The organism is Dyadobacter sp. HNCC25DJ183, assembly GCF_056895175.1.
In genome coordinates, this window is record NZ_JBXHAP010000010.1 from 140,327 (window position 1) to 158,281 (window position 17,955).

Below are 17,955 nucleotides of genomic sequence, written 5' to 3' on the forward strand. Positions count from 1 at the left end.
CACTTTCAGGGAAATACAATGCAAATGGGCAGCTTCACAGAAATGCTCTCGTGTTTGAAAGCCAGCTTGCCGGTTGCAGGATCCACATCGTACACGACCAGGTTATCAGTAGATTGATTCGCCACGATCATCAGCTTTCCGCTGGGGTCGATATTGAAGTCGCGGGGAGTTTCAATGGACTTTGTCTGCTGATCCACCATTTCAAGTTCTCCATTCGCCTTGATCGCAAATCCGGTAATGGAATTGTGCCCGCGGTTGGAAACATAAACAAACTTTCCATTCGGATGCAGGTGAATAGCTGCACTGGTGTTGGTACCGGTAAAATCCGCCGGGAGCGTCGGGTATGTTTTAATGGCGGTTATCACGCCGTTTTTATCAACTGAACACGATGTAAGTGTGGCATCGAGTTCATTCAGCAGGAACAACGACTTGCCTGACGGATGTATGATCAAATGTCGCGGACCTGCGCCAGGCTTTCCGGTAAAAAATGGCTGCGCCGGATTCGGTACCAATTGATTTTTCCGGGTATCCACTGCATAATTCATGACTTTGTCACTCCCTAAGTCTGTAACGTATACAAACTTCCCGTCAGGACTGGCTGTTGCAAAGTGCGCGTGCGATTTTTCCTGTCTCTTTTCATTTGGCCCGGTACCGGTATATTGTTCCCTGTAAACAGGCGTACCCAATTTTCCACCCGCCTCTGCCGGATAAGCAGTAAAGCTTCCACCCGTGTAATTAGCCGCAAAAACGAGCTTCCCCGATGGATGTACCGCCACGTGGCAGGGATTAGCTCCTTCGGAAGACTGGCTGTTGAGGTAAGTCAGCTTTTTGTCTTTGCCAATGGAATAAGCATCCACCTTATTGTTTCCACCAGCTGCATAGAGCGTTTTCTTGTCGGGAGAAACCGCAACATAGCCCGGCCCGACAGAGGTATTAAAAGTATCTATGAGCGTAATCTTGCCCGTTGACAAATTGAGCTCGCAAAGCGAAATGGAGGAATTAGCGCCTTTATCCTGCGTCCCGATGTAAAAGGGAACGGTCTTGTCCTGAAATGAGACCAACAGCAGCGAAGCGCCGAGCAGCAATATGGGAAGGATGATGTTTTTCATGATCGTGGTTTAGAATGGGATTTTACCAAACGTACTCAAAAGCGAACCCAAACCTGTTTTTAATGTTGTTTAAATAGATAATCAATTTGAAACAAACCACAATTCTGGATTACAATGGAAACGATTACCTGGCAGGAGTTTGAGAAAGTTGACCTGAGAGCAGGCACGATCATCGAGGTTTCTGACTTTCCAAAGGCGCGTAAACCAGCCTTCAAACTCAGGATAGACCTTGGCCCTGAAATCGGGATCAAAGCCAGCTCCGCACAGATCACCAAACGTTATACCAAAGAGCAGCTCCTCGGCAGGCAGGTACTTTGCGTCGTGAACTTCCCTCCCAAGCAAATCGCCGATTTCAGGTCCGAAGTACTGACAACCGGCTTCATATTACCAGACGGAGAAGTGATCCTGACCGGTCCGGATTTCGAGGTTCCGAACGGAACGAGGCTGGCCTGAGAAATCATGTAAATCCCGGCCAGAATTGTGTAATGCCCCGCGCAGATGCAGTTATTAATTTTGTAGACAAGATTTACAAGGCTATGGATACAACATCAGAAATTCATAAAGTAACGCTTCCGGTAACCGGAATGTCTTGCGCGGCATGCGCAGTGAGCGTTGAAAGTATGCTTAAAAGTACCCCTGGCGTGGAAATCGCCGGGGTCAATTACGCGAGTCAGTCTGTGTCGGTGGAATATGATCCTGATACCGTAACCCTGCAGCAGCTGAACGGAGTACTGAATGGGATCGGATACGGGCTTATTATCGAAGACGAAGAAGATGATGCGCTCGCCGAGCAGGAGAAAGCCCGGCTGGCACATTATGAACAACTGAAAACTAGGACGATCTGGTCGGGTGTATTGACTGTCCCAGTGGTGATCCTGGGCATGTTCTTCATGGACCTGCCTTTTTCGAATTATGTCATGCTGGCATTGACAATTCCGGTATTGTTCATTTTCGGGAAAGACTTTTTTGTCAATGCATGGAAACAGGCCAGCCACGGCAAGGCGAATATGGACACGCTGGTCGCATTAAGTACCGGTGTCGCATTCCTTTTCAGCACATTCAACACTTTTTTCCCACATTTCTGGCACGCCCGCGGGCTGCATCCGCACGTATATTTCGAGGCAGCTTCCGTGATCATTTGCTTTATTCTTTTGGGTAAAATGCTGGAAGAGCGTGCCAAAACGAAGACTTCTGACGCATTGAAGAAGCTGATCGGATTGCAGCCCAAAATAGTGCGGGTGATCCGCGAGGGCGTGGAAATGGAAGTGAATGTAAAGGAAGTTGTCGCCTGCGACGAAATCCTGATCCGAGCCGGAGAAAAGATACCTGTTGACGGAAAACTGATCTCGGGAAGCTCTTTTGTAGATGAAAGCCTGATGACCGGAGAACCGGTACCTGCCCTTAAAAACGCAGGCGACCCTGTTTTTGCCGGAACAATCAACCAGAACGGCAGCTTTACATTCGTGGCCGAAAAGGTAGGCAAGCAAACCGTTTTGGCACAAATTATCAAGACTGTACAAGAAGCGCAAGGGAGCAAAGCACCAGTTCAAAAACTGGTTGACAAAGTTGCAGGTGTGTTTGTCCCTGCCGTGATCGCGATCGCGGTGCTGACGCTGGTCGTGTGGATTTTTGCCGATGGCGAAAATGCATTAACCCACGGTTTAATGGCCGCGGTATCCGTGCTGGTGATTGCCTGCCCATGTGCACTCGGCCTCGCTACGCCTACTGCGATGATGGTAGGTGTAGGGAAAGGAGCCGAAAACCATATTCTGATCCGTGACGCAGAAAGTCTTGAAAAAGCGTACCGCGTGAATGTAGTAGTAGTGGACAAAACCGGCACGCTCACCATGGGCCGCCCCGTGGTTACCGACTGGATATGGAAAATTAAGGAAGCTGACAGGGAAAAGCACCTGACCGCTATCAAGGCCATTGAATCGCGATCCGAGCATCCGCTTGCCAGCGCGATAGTCCAGCATATCGACGCACCTGCGCAACTGAATGTACGTCATTTTGAATCGGTGACAGGAAGCGGTGTACGCGGGAAAGTCGATAATGTCCGGTACACAATCGGCACCCTTAATTTCCTCAAAAGTGAAGAGATTACAGTTGGAACCGACGTGATCAATGAGGTAAGACAAATTGCCGAACAGGCGAAAACTGTAATCGGAATAGCGGCTGACAAAGAGCTGGTGGCAGTAGTGGCCATTGCAGATACCCTGAAACCCACTTCGCGCCAGGCGGTTACCGAATTGCAAAAACAAGGGATAGAAGTGATTATGCTGACCGGCGACAACCAGCAGGCAGCAGCGGCAATAGCCCGAGAAACCGGCATTGTCTCGTACCGCGCCGAGATGAAGCCCGATGATAAAATGCAGGCGATCCGGCAGCTGCAAACCGACCGGAAGATTGTGGCCATGGTCGGCGACGGGATCAATGATTCGCAGGCACTGGCGCAAGCCGATGTGAGCATTGCTATGGGAAAAGGGTCTGATATCGCGATGGATGTGGCCAAAATGACGCTGATCACTTCCGATCTGCTCGTCTTGCCAAAGGCATTGAAACTGTCGCGTAAAACAGTCGCAACGATCCGGCAGAATTTGTTCTGGGCATTTATTTACAACCTGATCGGTATCCCCATTGCGGCGGGGATTTTGTATCCAGTCAACGGATTCCTGCTGGATCCGATGATTGCAGGCGGCGCAATGGCGCTGAGCTCGGTGTCGGCAGTAATGAACAGTCTGCGGTTGCGGGCGGCGCGGTTGTAATCCGGCTTTCCCAAAACTTTGTAATAACCCGCGGTAATTGTGTAATGCGTGGCTTACATGGAGTACCAATATTTGTAACATCGATTTAAATACCCTGATTTCGAATAACACAATGGAAACAATCAAATTCAAAACCAATATCAAATGCGGCGGCTGTGTAGCTACTGTTACACCTTTCTTGAATGCAGATAAAGAAGTAGCCAACTGGGCCGTAGACCTGGAAGATCCGCAAAGAATACTGAAAGTAGAAACCTCCCATTCTGCCGAGGAAATTGAAGAACTGATCAAGAATGCAGGCTATGTAGCCGAAGAAATAGCCTGATAATTAATATATTTGGCATACAATGAAAAACAAATTGCACCAATCGATCACCGCCCTGATGGCATTTCTGGTACTGTTCAGCAGCACAGGATTTGCTTTGGTGGAGCATCAATGTATGATGCGCGGCAAGTCGGTGCAGTTTGTCACACCTTCAAAATCAGAAGATTCTGTTAAAAAAGCTGGTACCTGTTGTGCCAAAAGCAAGCTGCTTACAGCGTCGAAGGGAACATTCATCAAAAAAACAGACTGCTGCAAGGAGAACCACAAGTTTGAAAAGCTGGATGTGGTTGCTTCCGGTGGTCAGCAGGCTGCAAAAATTCTTAAAGTGTGGGCAGGAGATGTGGTTTGGTTTGCCACATCCTTCCAATTTATCCGTGCGGAATGGAGACTTCCTTCTCCCCCCGATTCGCCCGATATATCCTTTTCCTCCCGCCTTCATGGGAGAAGTATGCTTTCTTTTATCCAGTCGTTTCTGATCTGATACAATTGATTAATAGCTAATTAACAGATCCCAACAGGGATTTGCAGTACTATTTGTCAATTGAATCTATTTTGAAATGAAAACTTACCTGGCAGGATTGCTCTGCCTGCTTTCCATTTCCGTATCAGCACAGCGCGTTACCGGCTCCGTCAGCGAGCAGGTTTCAGGGTCCGACAGCCTTGCGCCGGTCACCGGCGCCAATGTGTACTGGTCGGGTACCACCCAGGCTGCTGTTACCAATCAGTCGGGCCATTTTAGCATTCCAAGATCTGCACAATCGAACCTGCTTGTAATCAGCTTTGTAGGGTTCAGGAATGACACGATCAAAATCGGCGCGGAGAGCGAGCTGCAAGTCGTGCTGAAAAGCGACCAGACGCTGGATGAAGTTACCGTGCGCGGCGGCAGCGGTACAATCGACCGGCTTTCTCCACATCAAACAGAAATTATCACTACCCGCACGCTCGCCAAAGCTGCGTGCTGCAATCTTTCCGAAAGCTTTGAAACAAATGCATCCGTGTCTGTTTCCTACTCCGACGCGGTTACGGGTTCAAAGCAGATCCAGATGCTGGGGCTGAGCGGCACTTACATTCAGTCCAATGTGGAAAATATACCGTCCCTGCGCGGACTGGCTTCTACTTTCGGACTTAGTTCAATTCCGGGAACGTGGATCCAGTCCATTGACATCGGCAAAGGCGCGGGCTCCGTTGTGAATGGATATGAATCGATGACCGGGCAGATCAACATCGAGCTGCAAAAGCCCGATTCACCTGAAAAACTTTACCTGAATACTTATGTCAACAATTTCGGAAGAGCCGAACTGAACCTGAACCTTGCCCATCAACTCAGCAAGAAATGGAGTACCGGACTGCTTACACATGGAAGTACCCTGCAGAACAGAGTGGACAAGAACGGCGATAGTTTCATGGATATGCCGCTTTATACACAGATCAATGCGATCAATCGCTGGAAATACCAGGGCGATAAGTTAATGGCGCAGTTTGGTGTAAAAGCAATGGTGGAAGACAGGCTCGGCGGACAAACCGGCTTCGAAAAGGAAATGCGCGGCACTACGCAAGCTTATGGTTTTGGAGCCAGGATCAACCGCTATGAATTTTTCTCCAAGATCGCGCGGCTCTTTCCCGAGCAGCCTTACAAAGGTTTGGGACTGATCGTGAATGCGTCAGCTTTTGACTCAAAGTCATATTTTGGTCTTAATAACTACGATGGAAAGCAGAAAACACTTTATGCTAACCTGATTTATCAGTCCATTATCAACAATACCAATCACTCCTATAAAACAGGATTGAGCTACCTGCTTGATAACTACGATGAACGTTACAAAACGCTGACTTTAACCAGAAACGAATCGGTACCGGGTGCATTTTTCGAGTATACCTATAATAATCTCGACAAGTTTGTGCTGGTAGCAGGCGGGCGGGTGGACTTTCATAACCTTTATGGGACGCAATGGACACCTCGCGTGCATTTGAAATACAATGTTGCAGATCAAACCGTACTACGTGCTTCTGCGGGCAAAGGGTTCCGGGTTGCCAATCCGCTGGCTGAGTACTACGGTAACCTGGTAAGCGCGCGGCAGGTCGTTTTCAGAGAGCAGATCCAGCCAGAGAAGTCGTGGAACTACGGCGCCAGCCTTACCCAGGAATTTACAATCGGCGGAATGAAGGGGAATCTGATCGTCGATTATTATCGTACTACATTCGAAAACCAGCTTGTTGCGGATATGGAAGATCCCAGGTACCTGAACTTCTATAACCTGGATGGAAGCGCATTCGCGAACAGCTTTCAGGCCGAGGCTAACCTGACGCCGATCAAACGTTTTGAATTGAAACTTGCTTACCGGCTTTTCGATGTAAAGCAAACGGTGGTCCAGGGTTATGATCAGCGGCTGCTCCTGCCCAGAATGATGGTCAGCCGCGACCGGATCCTGTTCAATGCAGGTTATGCATTGCCTTACGACAAATGGAAGTTTGATTTCACCGCCCAATGGAATGGTAAGAAACGGCTGCCCTACATGGGGCCTGTTGATCACCACCAGGTACCTGAGAACCTTCCGTCGACAATGGCGCCTGCGTTCTATAATTTCAATGCACAAATCACCCGCACTTTTCCCAAATGGGATATCTACCTGGGAGGAGAGAACCTGGCGAACTTCACGCAAAAAGACCCGATTATAGGTTCAGAGCAGCCTTTCGGCCAGCATTTTGACGCCGGAATGGCATGGGGACCGATAGTAGGACGAATGATTTATGCCGGGATACGTTATAAGATTATACGTTGAAAAGGAAGGGAGGAGGGAGGAAAGGGAGGACGGAGGAGGATTTATAGTCTAAATATTTTTTTTATGAGGTTATATATTAAAAATATGGTTTGTGACCGCTGCAAGCGTGTTGTACGTGAGGAGCTGACTGCTTTGGGGCTGCATCCTATTTCGGTGGATCTGGGCGAAGTAGAAACGGAGGAAGACCTGGATGCAGAGAGCCTGAAACAGGTAAAAACCGTTTTGGAAACGAATGGGTTTGAGTTGCTCGACGATCGGAGGCTGACACTTGTCGAACACATCAAAACGCTGGTTATTGATGAGATCCAGAATCTAAAAGGACTTAAACCTGCCCAGATGAATTTCTCGGATTACCTGTCGGAGAAGATCGGTTATGAATATTCTTACCTGAGCAGCCTTTTTTCATCTGAGACGGGGCAGACCATAGAACAGTACATTATCGCGCAAAAAGTAGAGAAAATAAAAGAATGGTTATCGTACAATGAGCTGACGCTAAGCGAAATGGCGTGGCGGCTTTCGTACAGCAGCACTGCGCATTTGAGTAACCAGTTTAAAAAGGTAACCGGAATGACGCCCGGAGAATTTAAGAAAAGTCCGACAAGAAAAACGCTCGATCAGGTCGGAGGATGAAATCAATATATCAAATCAAAAAACAACTGCAATCATGAAAACAATCCTTTTTTCATTCATTACACTCCTTTTTATCGGATCCAATGCAGCTTTTAGTGCGGGTGATGAGAAGGAAATAAAGATCAAAACGTCGGCGATCTGCGAGATGTGCAAGGCGCGCATTGAACGTAACCTTGGCCTTTCAAAAGGTGTGAAGGAATCCAACCTGAACCTGAAAGACAAGGTGGTGACAGTGAAGTACAATCCCGCCAAAACAACGCCGGAAGCGATTAAAGCCACGATTATCAACACAGGCTATGATGCCGATAACCAGCTCGCTAACCAGAAAGCACACGACAAACTGCCAAGCTGCTGCCGCAAAACCGCAGCACCACACTAACCATTTAATTGCTTTATTATGAAACTCAACAAACTGAAAAACATTGTTGTATCTGGGCTCGGAATGCTTGCATTACCGGCAATGGCGCAGCATGAACATCATCAGCAGCCTGCGAAAGACAGCACGCGCCACGAGATGCATGATATGAAAGGTATGGATCATGGCAACATGGAACATATGGATCACGGAGATACCACGAAGATGGATCATTCGAAAATGCAGCATGCGCACCAGATGACGCACAGCTTTTCACTTAGCCTGCCGATGACCAGAAACGGCTCGGGCACCGGTTGGCAGCCCGATGCAACGCCCATGTATGCGTACATGAAACATAGCAATAAGTGGAATTACATGCTGCATGGAAGCGTTGTTCTCCGCTATACCAGTCAGAATTTCAATAACAAAAACAAAAAAGGTCAGGACTCTAAATTCAGTGTGCCGAACTGGTTTATGGGAATGGCGCAGCGGCAGGTTGGAAAAAATGGCTTGCTGAACATCCGGGCAATGGTTTCCCTCGACCGAATTTTCGACGGCGGGGCTGGATACCCGCTTCTTTTTCAATCTGGCGAAAGCTGGAACAATGTTCCATTGGTTGATCGCCAGCACCCGCACGATCTGATTTCGGAACTTTCGGTGGGATATACCCAGCGCATTAATGATAAAGTAGATCTTACGATTTACGCAGGTTATCCCGGAGAGCCGGCGCTCGGACCTACTGCCTTTATGCATAGAATGTCCGCATTCAACAATCCTGATGCGGTTTTGGGCCACCACTGGCAGGATGCTACGCACATTACATTCGGCGTGGTAACTGCGGGTGTGCGCTACGGGATGTTCAAACTTGAAGGATCTTCGTTCACTGGTCGCGAGCCGGATGAAAACCGGTTTGACTTCGACAAGCCGCGTTTTGACTCCTACAGCATCCGACTACTTTACAATCCTATGAAACAGGTTGCATTTCAGGTGAGCCGCGCATTTATCAAAGGTCCCGAACTGTTGCACTCCCACGATGATGTTACCCGCACTACCGCCTCTCTGCAACATAGTGCACAGCTTGGAGGTGAAAACAAGTGGATTTCTTCGACGCTGGTTTGGGGTAAAAATTCAGGTAGTCACAATGGAAGTTCTGTATTGGCCGAATCCAATGTACAGCTCAACAAATGGGCAGTTTACGGAAGGTACGAATGGGTGCAGAAAAGCTTTAACGATCTCCTGGAACAACACAGCGACATTCCGGAATATTCAACCAATGCAGGTATTTCTGCATTTACCCTCGGCATTAACCGGCAGCTTTTTTCTTTTGCCAATACATTGGTGCAGGCGGGCGGACAGCTCAGCTTTCACCACATCAATGAATATAATTCGTATTTCAAAAATAGTTACGGTAAAAACCCCATGTCCGGTCAGGTTTACCTCCGTCTCACGCCCGGTTTGATGAAAATGTAGTTTCTCCGATTATCTTCAATAGATACCAGGCCGCATTTGTTTAGTTTTGCCAAAAATCAAAAACGACGCAGTGGCCTGGTATCATAGTTATTTCAAAGGATTACCCCAAATAGCCTGGAAGCTTTACCAGGATGAAGAATACACCGACTTCGAAGTTGATTTTCTGGCTGATGTGCTGGAAATCAAGGAAGGAAATAAGGTACTCGACATTTTATCCGGCTATGGCCGCCACGCCATTCCACTGACAGAAACAGGCTGCTCCATTACCTGCGTCGACATTTCTGCTGAGTATTGCGACGAACTGACAAAGGTAAGCCGCAAGAAAAAGCTCGCCATCGAAGTGATTTGTACGGATGTGCTGGAATATCAACCCGAACAAAATGCATTTGATGCGGTTTACTGTTTAGGCAATAGCCTCAGTTTTTTCCCACGGGCTGATATGCTGCGGTTTTTCGGGAAAATTGCCGCTGCGCTGAAACCAGGCGGTCACGTGGCACTGCATACTGAAAACCTGGCCGAAAGCATTTTACCCAGCTTTCAGGTACGTAACTGGATGCCGGTAGGAGACGATATTTTTTATCTTGCTGAAAACGAGTACCGGCCGGAAGAAGGCTGCATTGAGGCGCAGCAAACGTTTATTTCAGGTAGTGAAAAAGTAACCCACACTGTATTTCAGTATATCTATACGCTGGCTGAAATTACGGCCATGCTGCAAAGTGTGGGATTAAAAACGGTAGGTACATTTGGGAACCTGGAAGCCGATCCATTCACATTAGGTGACGAGCAGCTTTACCTGGTTGCTGTTAAAAACTGATCAATGCGGAAGCTTCGGCCTCAGCAAACCGTAAGTCCAGGTACCTGCAATCGCGCTCAGTAATGTTACTGCTACTGCCAGGTACCCGCTTCCTATCTGCGCGAAAAGTGGTCCCGGGCAAGCGCCGGTGATCGCCCAGCCGAAGCCAAACATCAGTCCGCCGTAGATCTGGCCTTTTTGAAATACCTTATCCTGAATATAAACGGCTTCTCCGGATAATGTTTTAATGTTGAATTTCCTGATAAGGAATACCGAAAGCAGCCCCACAGCCACTGCCGAGCCGATTACGCCGTACATGTGAAATGAGTCTAGCCTGAACATTTCCTGAATTCGGAACCAGGACACAATTTCCGCCTTCACAAACACGATCCCGAATAGTACACCAACAAAAAGGTATTTCAGCTTCGCGGCAAAGGTTTCCTGCAACTGCTGCTGATTTGCGCCGTCGGTATTATCTGTTTTGATATCCTGAGTTTCTATATTTTCCATTATCTGACGAGTTCAAGCAAAAATGGAAGGACCAGGTGTGTACACGCAAAACCTCCTGCCATAAAGCAGATTGTTGCGACGAGCGAAGGCCATTGTAAGCTGGCGAGACCCATTATGGAATGCCCGGAAGTGCAGCCACCCGCATACCTCGTGCCAAAACCAACCAGGAACCCGCCTAAAATGAGAAAAATGAACCCTTTAAGCGAGAATATATAGTCTATCGAAAATAGGTCCGCCGGCATCAACCCGGAAAAATCTGTGATCCCTAATGATGCAAGTGTAAATTTCGTATCTGCTGCAATAGCAACAGGCTCCGGGTTGGAAAGAAAGAATGTCGCCAAAAAGCCGCCCATTGCAATACCGGCTACAAAAAAGAGATTCCAGGTTTCTTTGCGCCAGTTGTATTTGAAGAAAGAAATGTCAGCAGGGATTACCGCCGCGCAGATATGCCTCAATGATGAAGAGATACCAAACGATTTGTTCCCCAAAAGCAGCAGCGCCGGAACAGTAAGTCCGATCAAAGGCCCCGCTACATACCACGGCCAGGGTTTCCGAAGGAATTCAATGAGGTCTGACATGTCAGAAAAGCAGTATAGCTTAATAATGATTCGGGTTTACGATTCTTAACTTCGGAATAGTAAGAAAATCCCTCTCATTATCTGTAATTAAGATCAAATTATTCGCAATGGCAGTGCCTGCAATAATTGCGTCAGGTGTTTTAATTTTCCTTCCTCTGCGTATAGCCACACAACTTTTGACCACCTCAGGTGTAATTGTAAATACAATACTGTCGCGAACAAATGCTTCAACGCTACTTGAAGAAGCTGTCTTCCACGATAGTAGTTCTATTTCAGTGATAACGGAGATATTGGGAATCTCATTAATGACCATATCCATAAACTCCATTCCCTTTGAAGGAAGCAATTCAGAGAGATAGTGAGATACAGCGTTGGAATCGATCAGATACCGGTCCATTCGCTGCGCGTTTGGGAGATGTGTTTACTCAAAGCTTTGCCTTCCTCTTTAGTAAGCGTCCCTCTGTATTTGGATGATAAACCAGGTGCAGTACGTTCTTCATTCTGATGAATTCGGATTACGTTCAATGCTTCCAGGTCCCTGAGTAACTGCAACGCTTTATCATGCGTCAGCTCCACTACATACGTTTCCATAATTTTATCTTTATAATACAAGATAGAAATAATACACCAGTATTTAACTTACCTGCAGCACCGGCACATTCGTTTTTGAAACTGCTCCGTAGCCTCCTTCGATATTTACTACGTCGTCTATCCCGCGGGATTTGAGAATGGAAGCGGCGATCATTGAACGGTATCCGCCGGCACAATGAATATACAGTTTTTGATCCTTTGGAAATTCCTGCATCAGGTCGTTGATATAATCTAGCGGCAGGTTCTTGGCGCCTTCTATGTGGCCGGCATTGAACTCGTCGGGCTTGCGTACATCGATAATTTCCAGTGCTCCGTTTTCAAAATCGCTTTCAAATTCGATCACAGAAATGGACACGATCGAGTCAACTTCCTTGCCCGCATCTGCCCAGCTTTTGAAGCCGCCATCCAGATACCCGATCGTGTGGTCGTACCCTACCCTGGCCAGCCGCGTGATTACTTCCTCTTCCTTGCCGGGTTCTGTAATGATCAGCAGTTCCTGTTTCAGATCAGGTATGAGTGCGCCAACCCAGGGCGCAAAACTGCCCTGAATACCAATGTTAATAGAATTCGGGACAAAACCTTTGGCAAAATCGCCGGCACTTCTGGTGTCGAGGATCAATGCGCCGGTTTCGTTTGCTTTGGCTTCAAATGCCTCGGCAGAAAACGCCTGGTCTCCACGTTCAAGTACATCATCAATGCGCTCGTAACCGTCGCGGTTCATTTTTACATTCTTTGGAAAATACTGCGGTGGCTCGGTCAGGCCGGCGGTCACTTCTTTAATGAATTCTTCTTTGGTCATATCCGCCCGCAGTGCATAATTGAAGCGCTTCTGATTTCCGAGCGTGTCTGATGTTTCCTTGCTCATATTCTTGCCGCAAGCTGAGCCTGCACCATGCGCAGGGTACACGATCACGTCATCAGGCAGCGGCATGATCTTCTCGCGCAAACTGTCGAAAAGCATTCCTGCAAGATCGTCCATTGTCAGGTCACACTTCTGCGCGAGATCGGGTCGGCCCACGTCTCCGATAAACAGGGTATCCCCGCTAAACAATGCGACTGGCTTCCGGTTTTCATCCAAAAGCAGGTAACAGGTTGATTCCAGCGTGTGCCCTGGCGTATGCAGTACCTGAATAGTCACGTTTCCCAGCGGGAACTCCTCCTTATCTTTTGCAATATGTGCTTCAAAGCCCGTTTTTGCACCCGGACCGTAGATGATCGGTGCGCCTGTCTTTTCAGACAGATCCAGGTGACCGGATACAAAGTCCGCATGAAAATGCGTCTCGAATACATACCTGATCTGCGCGCCTGTTTGATCGGCTTTGCGGATGTACGGATTTACTTCCCGCAAAGGATCAATCACAGCAGCTTCGCCATTTGAAACAATGAAATAAGCCCCCTGCGCGAGGCATCCTGTATATATTTGTTCGATTTTCATGCGGAAAGTAATTGTGTTCTTATGTTTTATTAAACCAAAGGCTGTGGCTCTTTGGTTCGTTATGTCATACCTTAACAGCCTTCCACCCTCCCATTCTGAATCGCCAGATACCCAGCAATGCAAGAACAGACTCGGCAATTGGCACGGAAACAAACACACCGATCGGCCCGAAATTAAGTACGATAGCCAGTACATAGGCAACCGGGATTTCAATGGCCCAAAAGCAGATCAGGTTTAGAACTGTTGGCGTTTTTGTATCTCCTGCCCCATTGAACGATTGCGCTACCACCATGCCGTAAGCATAAAAACCGTAGCCAAGACAAAGTGCCCGCAATGCGGTTTTACCGGTTTCAACCACCTGTACATTTGTACTGAACCAACCTACGATCGTCTCTGCCCAGACAAACATAAAGAACGACAGGGTCAGGAGGAAAACCAGGTTGTAAAAAGCACATTTCCATACCGAAGTTTCGGCGCGGCCGGGCTTGCCGGCACCCAGGTTTTGCCCGACCAATGTTGCGGCGGCATTGGCTAATCCCCAGGCCGGTAACAACGTAAATGTAATCACGCGGATCGAAATAGTGTAACCAGCAACCACATCACTTCCAAACTCTGAAAGAATGCGGGTAAGGAAGATCCAGCTGGCCGAGCCAATCAGGAACTGGACAGTGCCGCCTGTCGCAATTGTAACGATATTGCCGATTGTTGCCGGATCCGGCCGAAGATCTGCCCACGTCAATCCGAGCATCTTACTGGCCTTGGTAAGCGAAAACAATTGGTAGCCAACTCCTATCGAACGCCCCGTAGCCGTTGCAATCGCTGCGCCTGTTACGCCCAGCTCAGGAAAAGGGCCAATTCCAAAGATCAGCAATGGACCCAGCAGCATATTGAAACAGTTGGCGACGATCAGAGACCGCATTGCCGTAGCTGCTGACCCGGCACCGCGCAGCGCACCGCTTAATGAATACAGCAAGACCACTACCGGGCTGCTCAGGAATTGTATTCTGGCAAAGTTGGTGCCTGTTTCGATTACCTTCTGATCTGCTCCCATTAACAACAAAATGTCACGTGCAAACCAGGTACCTGTCAATGCGACTACCAGCGAAATACCAAGTGAAATAATGATCACTTGTCCGACTGCCTGCCGCGCCTGTACTGTATTCCCCTCGCCAATGCGGCGCGCGATGGTGGCGGTTGCCGCAGTACTCAACCCGATCGCCAGGGAATAAACGAGTGTGATAACAGATTCAGTAAGTCCGACTGTAGCCACTGCCTCAGTACTTACCTTCGAAACGAAAAAAATATCAACAACAGCGAAGAGCGACTCCATAACCATTTCCAGGATCATGGGTACGGAAAGTAAGAATATAGCGCGATTGATGCTCCCTTCGGTAAAACTTTCTTCGGAGCCACGAATAGCCTCACGAAGTAGTGTAAACCACTTTTTCATGGAATAAGAAGTATTGAATGAAATAAATAGAAGAAGTGAAATCCCTTAGGGACCACTAAAAAGAACTTTTAAATGTGACCGGAATGGTCGGCGGACTAAGCTTGTAGTCCGAGGTTGAAGAGCAGCATCGGCTTTGAAGATTTGCGCAAATATACAAAAGTGTTTTTCGCATAATCAAACAAAATGGAATGCCTGGCCGGGAAATGTTACTCAGGCATAAAGTTTTATGAACTTTTGAAGCAGGCTTACCGTTGAAATTCTACCTTCTCCGCAAAATTACACTGCAAATCTCTACATTGCAGACGAACTATATTACAAATCAAAAAAGCAATACATGATTGATAAGAAGAAATTTCATTCTACTGCTGTACAGCCCGAAACCGCGGTGCTGGTGGCAGTAAGTACCCAAAAGCAGAACGTTGAGAAAACCAAGGAGTACCTGGAAGAGCTTGCTTTTCTGGCTACGACGCTGGGTGTCGAAACGGTTAGAACATTTACACAAAACCTGGAAAGACCGGACACACGCACTTACACCGGCAAAGGAAAACTGGAAGAAATACAGACTTTCATCAAGGCTAATCCCGTAGATATGGTCATTTACGACGATGACCTCACTCCTTCCCAGGTGAGAAACCTGGAAGCTGAGTTTACTGATATCAAAGTAATTGACCGAAGCCTGCTGATCCTGGCGATTTTCGCAATGCGCGCGCAGACTGCACAATCGAAATTGCAGGTTGAACTGGCCCAGTACCAATATATGTACCCCCGTCTGACACGTTTGTGGACCCACCTTAGCCGCCAGTCGGGTGCTGGTGTAGGTATGCGCGGACCTGGTGAGACGGAATTGGAAACGGATAGAAGGATTGTAAAAGACCGGATTGCCTTTTTGAAGGAAAAATTGGAGAAGGTTGACAAGCAAAGCATTACGCGCCGCAAGGAGCGCGACCGCCTTGTGCGTGTTGCGATCGTGGGTTATACCAACGTGGGTAAATCTACATTGATGCGCAGCTTGTCCAAAGCTGACGTATTTGCAGAAAACCGCCTTTTCGCTACCGTTGATTCGACGGTACGAAAGGTCAATATGGAGAACATTCCATTCCTGCTTACGGATACGGTTGGATTTATCCGTAAGCTGCCTACTACTTTGATCGAGTCATTTAAATCGACGCTTGACGAGGTTCGGGAGGCAGATATCCTGATGCACGTAGTGGATATTTCGCATCCTTCATTTGAGGAGCATCTGGATGTGGTGAACAAAACGCTGGAAGAAATCGGCGCCGCCAACAAACCTTCGATATTGGTTTTCAACAAAATAGACCTTTACAAACCTTCTTTCCACGAGGAAGAAGAAAATGAAGACGAAGGCGTAATGCTGCAGGAAACGGTTTTGGAACAGCTGAAAAAGAGCTATATATCCGACAAAGCGGAACATGTGGTGTTCATTTCGGCCGAGAAGAAGGAGAATATCGAAGAATTAAGGAATACATTGTTCTCGCTGGTTAAAGAGAAACATTTTTCTATTTATCCGAACTGGCTTGATTTGGGCTATACTGCGGTACAAACAGAGGAATAATCTTTTGTAATTCAAACGATTTTTTCCGAGGTTTGCAGCCCCAAATGACTGCGTAGTTCAACGGATAGAGCGACCGTCGCCCGATAGGAGTTTCCTAAACTCTAGATATGGCCAAGGTTGCTAAATCAACTTTGCAGTTAATGGGACAGAAGACTGCGTAGTTCAACGGATAGAATAGGAGTTTCCTAAACTCTAGATATGGGTTCGATTCCCGTCGCGGTCACGGAAGCCAGGTTTTAAGCCTGGCTTTTTTTATGCTTAGGTTCGTAGTTCAACGAATAGAGCGGTCGCCGCGCGATAGAAGTTGTCGATGGCGACTCCCACCTAAACTCTAGATATGGGCCGGGGTCGCGCTCGACTCGATTCCCGTCGCGGTCACAGAGCCAGGTTTTTTAAGCCTGGCTTTTTTTATGCATCATTCCCATCTATTTACAACTCCAAGGTTGCGAGCATTTCTTTATTTACATTGCGGACATCGAACTTCTCTTCGGCGTATTTTCTTCCATTTGCACCCATTTCTGCAATAATCGTGGGGTTTGAGATGATGTTTTCCATACAGAGGGCCAGGTTTTGAGTGTTTCCCGGTGCTATCAGAAATCCATTGCGATGATGTAGATCGGGATTGATAACTTCCCTGCAACCGGGAGTGTCTGTGGTAATTACGGCACGTCCGACGGCAAGTGCTTCCAGAAGTGCTCTCGGAGTTCCTTCCCTGTATGAGGGCAGCACCACAACTGAACTGTTCCCGATCAAGGACGCTGTATCTTTCCTGAATCCAAGGTATGTCACAACATTTCCCATTACCAGATTACCATAAAGCTCGTTGTCAATACAATCAATATTTTGTACCTCATACTCTCCCGCCAGGCAACATTTCACCTCAGGATATTTACTCCGGACAATTTTTACTGCTTCATAATATTCCCTAATTCCCTTCGAGACTGTCAGCCTTCCAATCATCAGGAAGGTAAGTTCTGCTGCATTTACATGCTTGAATGGGAACCTTTCCAGGTTTACTCCGGAGCCGTTCACTACCATTGTTTTCTCAACCGGTACCAACCCCATTTTGACTAAAAGATCGCGATCGTCCGGATTATGGAAGATCACTTTTTTATTAAAAATCAAGCTTAGCCTGAGCAGTAAATGAACGAACCTCTTCTGTCCTTTTTTTACGTTCTCACCTTCCACGAAGTTGTACCCAAGTCCCGTCAGCATGGAATAGATTTCCCTGATCCCCGATAGATAAGAAACAATGCTTCCAAAAATGACCGGCTTGATTGTATAACCAAAAAAAAGGGCAGGCTTTTCCTGCATTATAATCTTTAATAAGAAAAAACAGTAAGCCAGATCGTCCGTAATGGAGATACTATTGGGCTTTAAATTGCTTTCAAAAACTGTCACACCGATTAAATTTAATTCCTCGCGGATTTCGGGATCGCTGATTGTTGGCGAAACCAATATAACGCGGTTTTCTTTTACCATTTCCCTGAATAAATCTCCCCTGAAATCGACCACCGATCGTGGCGGACCGCAAGCGACCAGAATAGTTTTTGAAGTCATTTTTAATCAAAAATTCTACAAGTACATTTAAGTT

General features: G+C 47.4%; 18 protein-coding genes and 1 tRNA gene. 11 read left to right on the plus strand and 8 right to left on the minus strand.

Going from position 1 to position 17,955, the window contains the following annotated elements; genetic code table 11:
- Window positions 1-5: 5 nt before the first annotated feature.
- Complete coding sequence (locus tag AC1XTG_RS23725; protein WP_484843693.1) at window positions 6-1,109, minus strand: lactonase family protein; 1,104 nt, start codon at window positions 1,107-1,109, stop codon at window positions 6-8.
- 114 nt (window positions 1,110-1,223) lie between these two features.
- Between AC1XTG_RS23725 and AC1XTG_RS23730 the strand changes: the two genes are divergently transcribed.
- The 9 genes from AC1XTG_RS23730 to AC1XTG_RS23770 all read left to right on the plus strand — a co-directional run bounded on the left by AC1XTG_RS23730 (window position 1,224) and on the right by AC1XTG_RS23770 (window position 10,245).
- Complete coding sequence (locus AC1XTG_RS23730) at window positions 1,224-1,562, plus strand: tRNA-binding protein (protein ID WP_056291412.1); 339 nt, start codon at window positions 1,224-1,226, stop codon at window positions 1,560-1,562.
- An 83-nt stretch (window positions 1,563-1,645) separates the two neighbouring features.
- Window positions 1,646-3,874, plus strand: a complete 2,229-nt coding sequence (locus tag AC1XTG_RS23735; RefSeq protein WP_484843694.1) for a heavy metal translocating P-type ATPase — start codon at window positions 1,646-1,648, stop codon at window positions 3,872-3,874.
- A gap of 112 nt (window positions 3,875-3,986) precedes the next feature.
- On the plus strand, window positions 3,987-4,196 hold the full coding sequence (locus tag AC1XTG_RS23740) for a heavy-metal-associated domain-containing protein (RefSeq protein ID WP_056291414.1): 210 nt from the start codon (window positions 3,987-3,989) through the stop codon (window positions 4,194-4,196).
- 22 nt (window positions 4,197-4,218) lie between these two features.
- Window positions 4,219-4,677, plus strand: coding sequence for an HYC_CC_PP family protein (locus AC1XTG_RS23745; RefSeq protein ID WP_484843695.1), 459 nt, complete (start codon window positions 4,219-4,221; stop codon window positions 4,675-4,677).
- 76 nt (window positions 4,678-4,753) lie between these two features.
- Window positions 4,754-6,976, plus strand: coding sequence for a TonB-dependent receptor (locus AC1XTG_RS23750; protein WP_484843696.1), 2,223 nt, complete (start codon window positions 4,754-4,756; stop codon window positions 6,974-6,976).
- A 63-nt stretch (window positions 6,977-7,039) separates the two neighbouring features.
- Complete coding sequence (locus tag AC1XTG_RS23755; protein ID WP_484843697.1) at window positions 7,040-7,606, plus strand: AraC family transcriptional regulator; 567 nt, start codon at window positions 7,040-7,042, stop codon at window positions 7,604-7,606.
- Between the two features lie 34 nt (window positions 7,607-7,640).
- Window positions 7,641-7,985, plus strand: coding sequence for a heavy-metal-associated domain-containing protein (locus AC1XTG_RS23760; protein ID WP_056291424.1), 345 nt, complete (start codon window positions 7,641-7,643; stop codon window positions 7,983-7,985).
- 18 nt (window positions 7,986-8,003) lie between these two features.
- A complete protein-coding gene (locus AC1XTG_RS23765) occupies window positions 8,004-9,431 on the plus strand; it encodes a hypothetical protein (RefSeq protein WP_484843698.1) in 1,428 nt (475 codons plus the stop codon).
- A 46-nt stretch (window positions 9,432-9,477) separates the two neighbouring features.
- Complete coding sequence (locus tag AC1XTG_RS23770; RefSeq protein ID WP_484843699.1) at window positions 9,478-10,245, plus strand: SAM-dependent methyltransferase; 768 nt, start codon at window positions 9,478-9,480, stop codon at window positions 10,243-10,245.
- Here AC1XTG_RS23770 and AC1XTG_RS23775 read toward each other — a convergent pair whose 3' ends face one another.
- From AC1XTG_RS23775 to AC1XTG_RS23800, 6 genes are all read right to left on the minus strand, one after another.
- Entirely contained in the window at window positions 10,246-10,734 is a 489-nt protein-coding gene (locus AC1XTG_RS23775; protein WP_484843700.1) for a DUF6691 family protein, read from the minus strand. It lies immediately after the preceding gene.
- Window positions 10,734-11,312 carry a YeeE/YedE family protein gene (locus AC1XTG_RS23780; RefSeq protein WP_484843701.1) on the minus strand — a complete coding sequence of 193 codons (579 nt, stop codon included), beginning with the start codon at window positions 11,310-11,312 and terminating at the stop codon, window positions 10,734-10,736. Before AC1XTG_RS23780 ends, AC1XTG_RS23775 begins: the two co-directional genes overlap by 1 nt.
- Before the next feature lie 19 nt (window positions 11,313-11,331).
- Window positions 11,332-11,709, minus strand: coding sequence for a type II toxin-antitoxin system VapC family toxin (locus tag AC1XTG_RS23785; RefSeq protein ID WP_056291434.1), 378 nt, complete (start codon window positions 11,707-11,709; stop codon window positions 11,332-11,334).
- Window positions 11,694-11,903 (minus strand): hypothetical protein, encoded by a 210-nt coding sequence (locus AC1XTG_RS23790; protein ID WP_056291436.1) that lies wholly within the window; start codon window positions 11,901-11,903, stop codon window positions 11,694-11,696. Before AC1XTG_RS23790 ends, AC1XTG_RS23785 begins: the two co-directional genes overlap by 16 nt.
- Before the next feature lie 43 nt (window positions 11,904-11,946).
- Window positions 11,947-13,338 (minus strand): MBL fold metallo-hydrolase, encoded by a 1,392-nt coding sequence (locus tag AC1XTG_RS23795; RefSeq protein ID WP_484843702.1) that lies wholly within the window; start codon window positions 13,336-13,338, stop codon window positions 11,947-11,949.
- 64 nt (window positions 13,339-13,402) lie between these two features.
- Complete coding sequence (locus AC1XTG_RS23800; RefSeq protein ID WP_484843703.1) at window positions 13,403-14,788, minus strand: MATE family efflux transporter; 1,386 nt, start codon at window positions 14,786-14,788, stop codon at window positions 13,403-13,405.
- A gap of 334 nt (window positions 14,789-15,122) precedes the next feature.
- Here AC1XTG_RS23800 and hflX point away from each other — a divergent pair, with 334 nt between their 5' ends.
- Entirely contained in the window at window positions 15,123-16,361 is a 1,239-nt protein-coding gene (gene hflX / locus AC1XTG_RS23805; protein WP_056291441.1) for a GTPase HflX, read from the plus strand.
- Window positions 16,362-16,512: 151 nt separating this feature from the next.
- Window positions 16,513-16,584, plus strand: a tRNA-Arg gene (locus tag AC1XTG_RS23810).
- 206 nt (window positions 16,585-16,790) lie between these two features.
- Here AC1XTG_RS23810 and AC1XTG_RS23815 read toward each other — a convergent pair.
- On the minus strand, window positions 16,791-17,921 hold the full coding sequence (locus tag AC1XTG_RS23815) for a glycosyltransferase family 4 protein (RefSeq protein WP_484843704.1): 1,131 nt from the start codon (window positions 17,919-17,921) through the stop codon (window positions 16,791-16,793).
- Between the last annotated feature and the right edge of the window lie 34 nt (window positions 17,922-17,955).

What these genes read in the sequence shown, in the direction of transcription:
- AC1XTG_RS23725 (WP_484843693.1), bottom strand. Translation starts at nt 1,109, where the DNA reads ATGAAAAACATCATCCTTCCCATATTGCTGCTCGGCGCTTCGCTGCTG.
- AC1XTG_RS23730 (WP_056291412.1), top strand. Translation starts at nt 1,224, where the DNA reads ATGGAAACGATTACCTGGCAGGAGTTTGAGAAAGTTGACCTGAGAGCA.
- AC1XTG_RS23735 (WP_484843694.1), top strand. Translation starts at nt 1,646, where the DNA reads ATGGATACAACATCAGAAATTCATAAAGTAACGCTTCCGGTAACCGGA.
- AC1XTG_RS23740 (WP_056291414.1), top strand. Translation starts at nt 3,987, where the DNA reads ATGGAAACAATCAAATTCAAAACCAATATCAAATGCGGCGGCTGTGTA.
- AC1XTG_RS23745 (WP_484843695.1), top strand. Translation starts at nt 4,219, where the DNA reads ATGAAAAACAAATTGCACCAATCGATCACCGCCCTGATGGCATTTCTG.
- AC1XTG_RS23750 (WP_484843696.1), top strand. Translation starts at nt 4,754, where the DNA reads ATGAAAACTTACCTGGCAGGATTGCTCTGCCTGCTTTCCATTTCCGTA.
- AC1XTG_RS23755 (WP_484843697.1), top strand. Translation starts at nt 7,040, where the DNA reads ATGAGGTTATATATTAAAAATATGGTTTGTGACCGCTGCAAGCGTGTT.
- AC1XTG_RS23760 (WP_056291424.1), top strand. Translation starts at nt 7,641, where the DNA reads ATGAAAACAATCCTTTTTTCATTCATTACACTCCTTTTTATCGGATCC.
- AC1XTG_RS23765 (WP_484843698.1), top strand. Translation starts at nt 8,004, where the DNA reads ATGAAACTCAACAAACTGAAAAACATTGTTGTATCTGGGCTCGGAATG.
- AC1XTG_RS23775 (WP_484843700.1), bottom strand. Translation starts at nt 10,734, where the DNA reads ATGGAAAATATAGAAACTCAGGATATCAAAACAGATAATACCGACGGC.
- AC1XTG_RS23780 (WP_484843701.1), bottom strand. Translation starts at nt 11,312, where the DNA reads ATGTCAGACCTCATTGAATTCCTTCGGAAACCCTGGCCGTGGTATGTA.
- AC1XTG_RS23785 (WP_056291434.1), bottom strand. Translation starts at nt 11,709, where the DNA reads ATGGACCGGTATCTGATCGATTCCAACGCTGTATCTCACTATCTCTCT.
- AC1XTG_RS23790 (WP_056291436.1), bottom strand. Translation starts at nt 11,903, where the DNA reads ATGGAAACGTATGTAGTGGAGCTGACGCATGATAAAGCGTTGCAGTTA.
- AC1XTG_RS23795 (WP_484843702.1), bottom strand. Translation starts at nt 13,338, where the DNA reads ATGAAAATCGAACAAATATATACAGGATGCCTCGCGCAGGGGGCTTAT.
- AC1XTG_RS23800 (WP_484843703.1), bottom strand. Translation starts at nt 14,788, where the DNA reads ATGAAAAAGTGGTTTACACTACTTCGTGAGGCTATTCGTGGCTCCGAA.
- hflX (WP_056291441.1), top strand. Translation starts at nt 15,123, where the DNA reads ATGATTGATAAGAAGAAATTTCATTCTACTGCTGTACAGCCCGAAACC.
- AC1XTG_RS23815 (WP_484843704.1), bottom strand. Translation starts at nt 17,921, where the DNA reads ATGACTTCAAAAACTATTCTGGTCGCTTGCGGTCCGCCACGATCGGTG.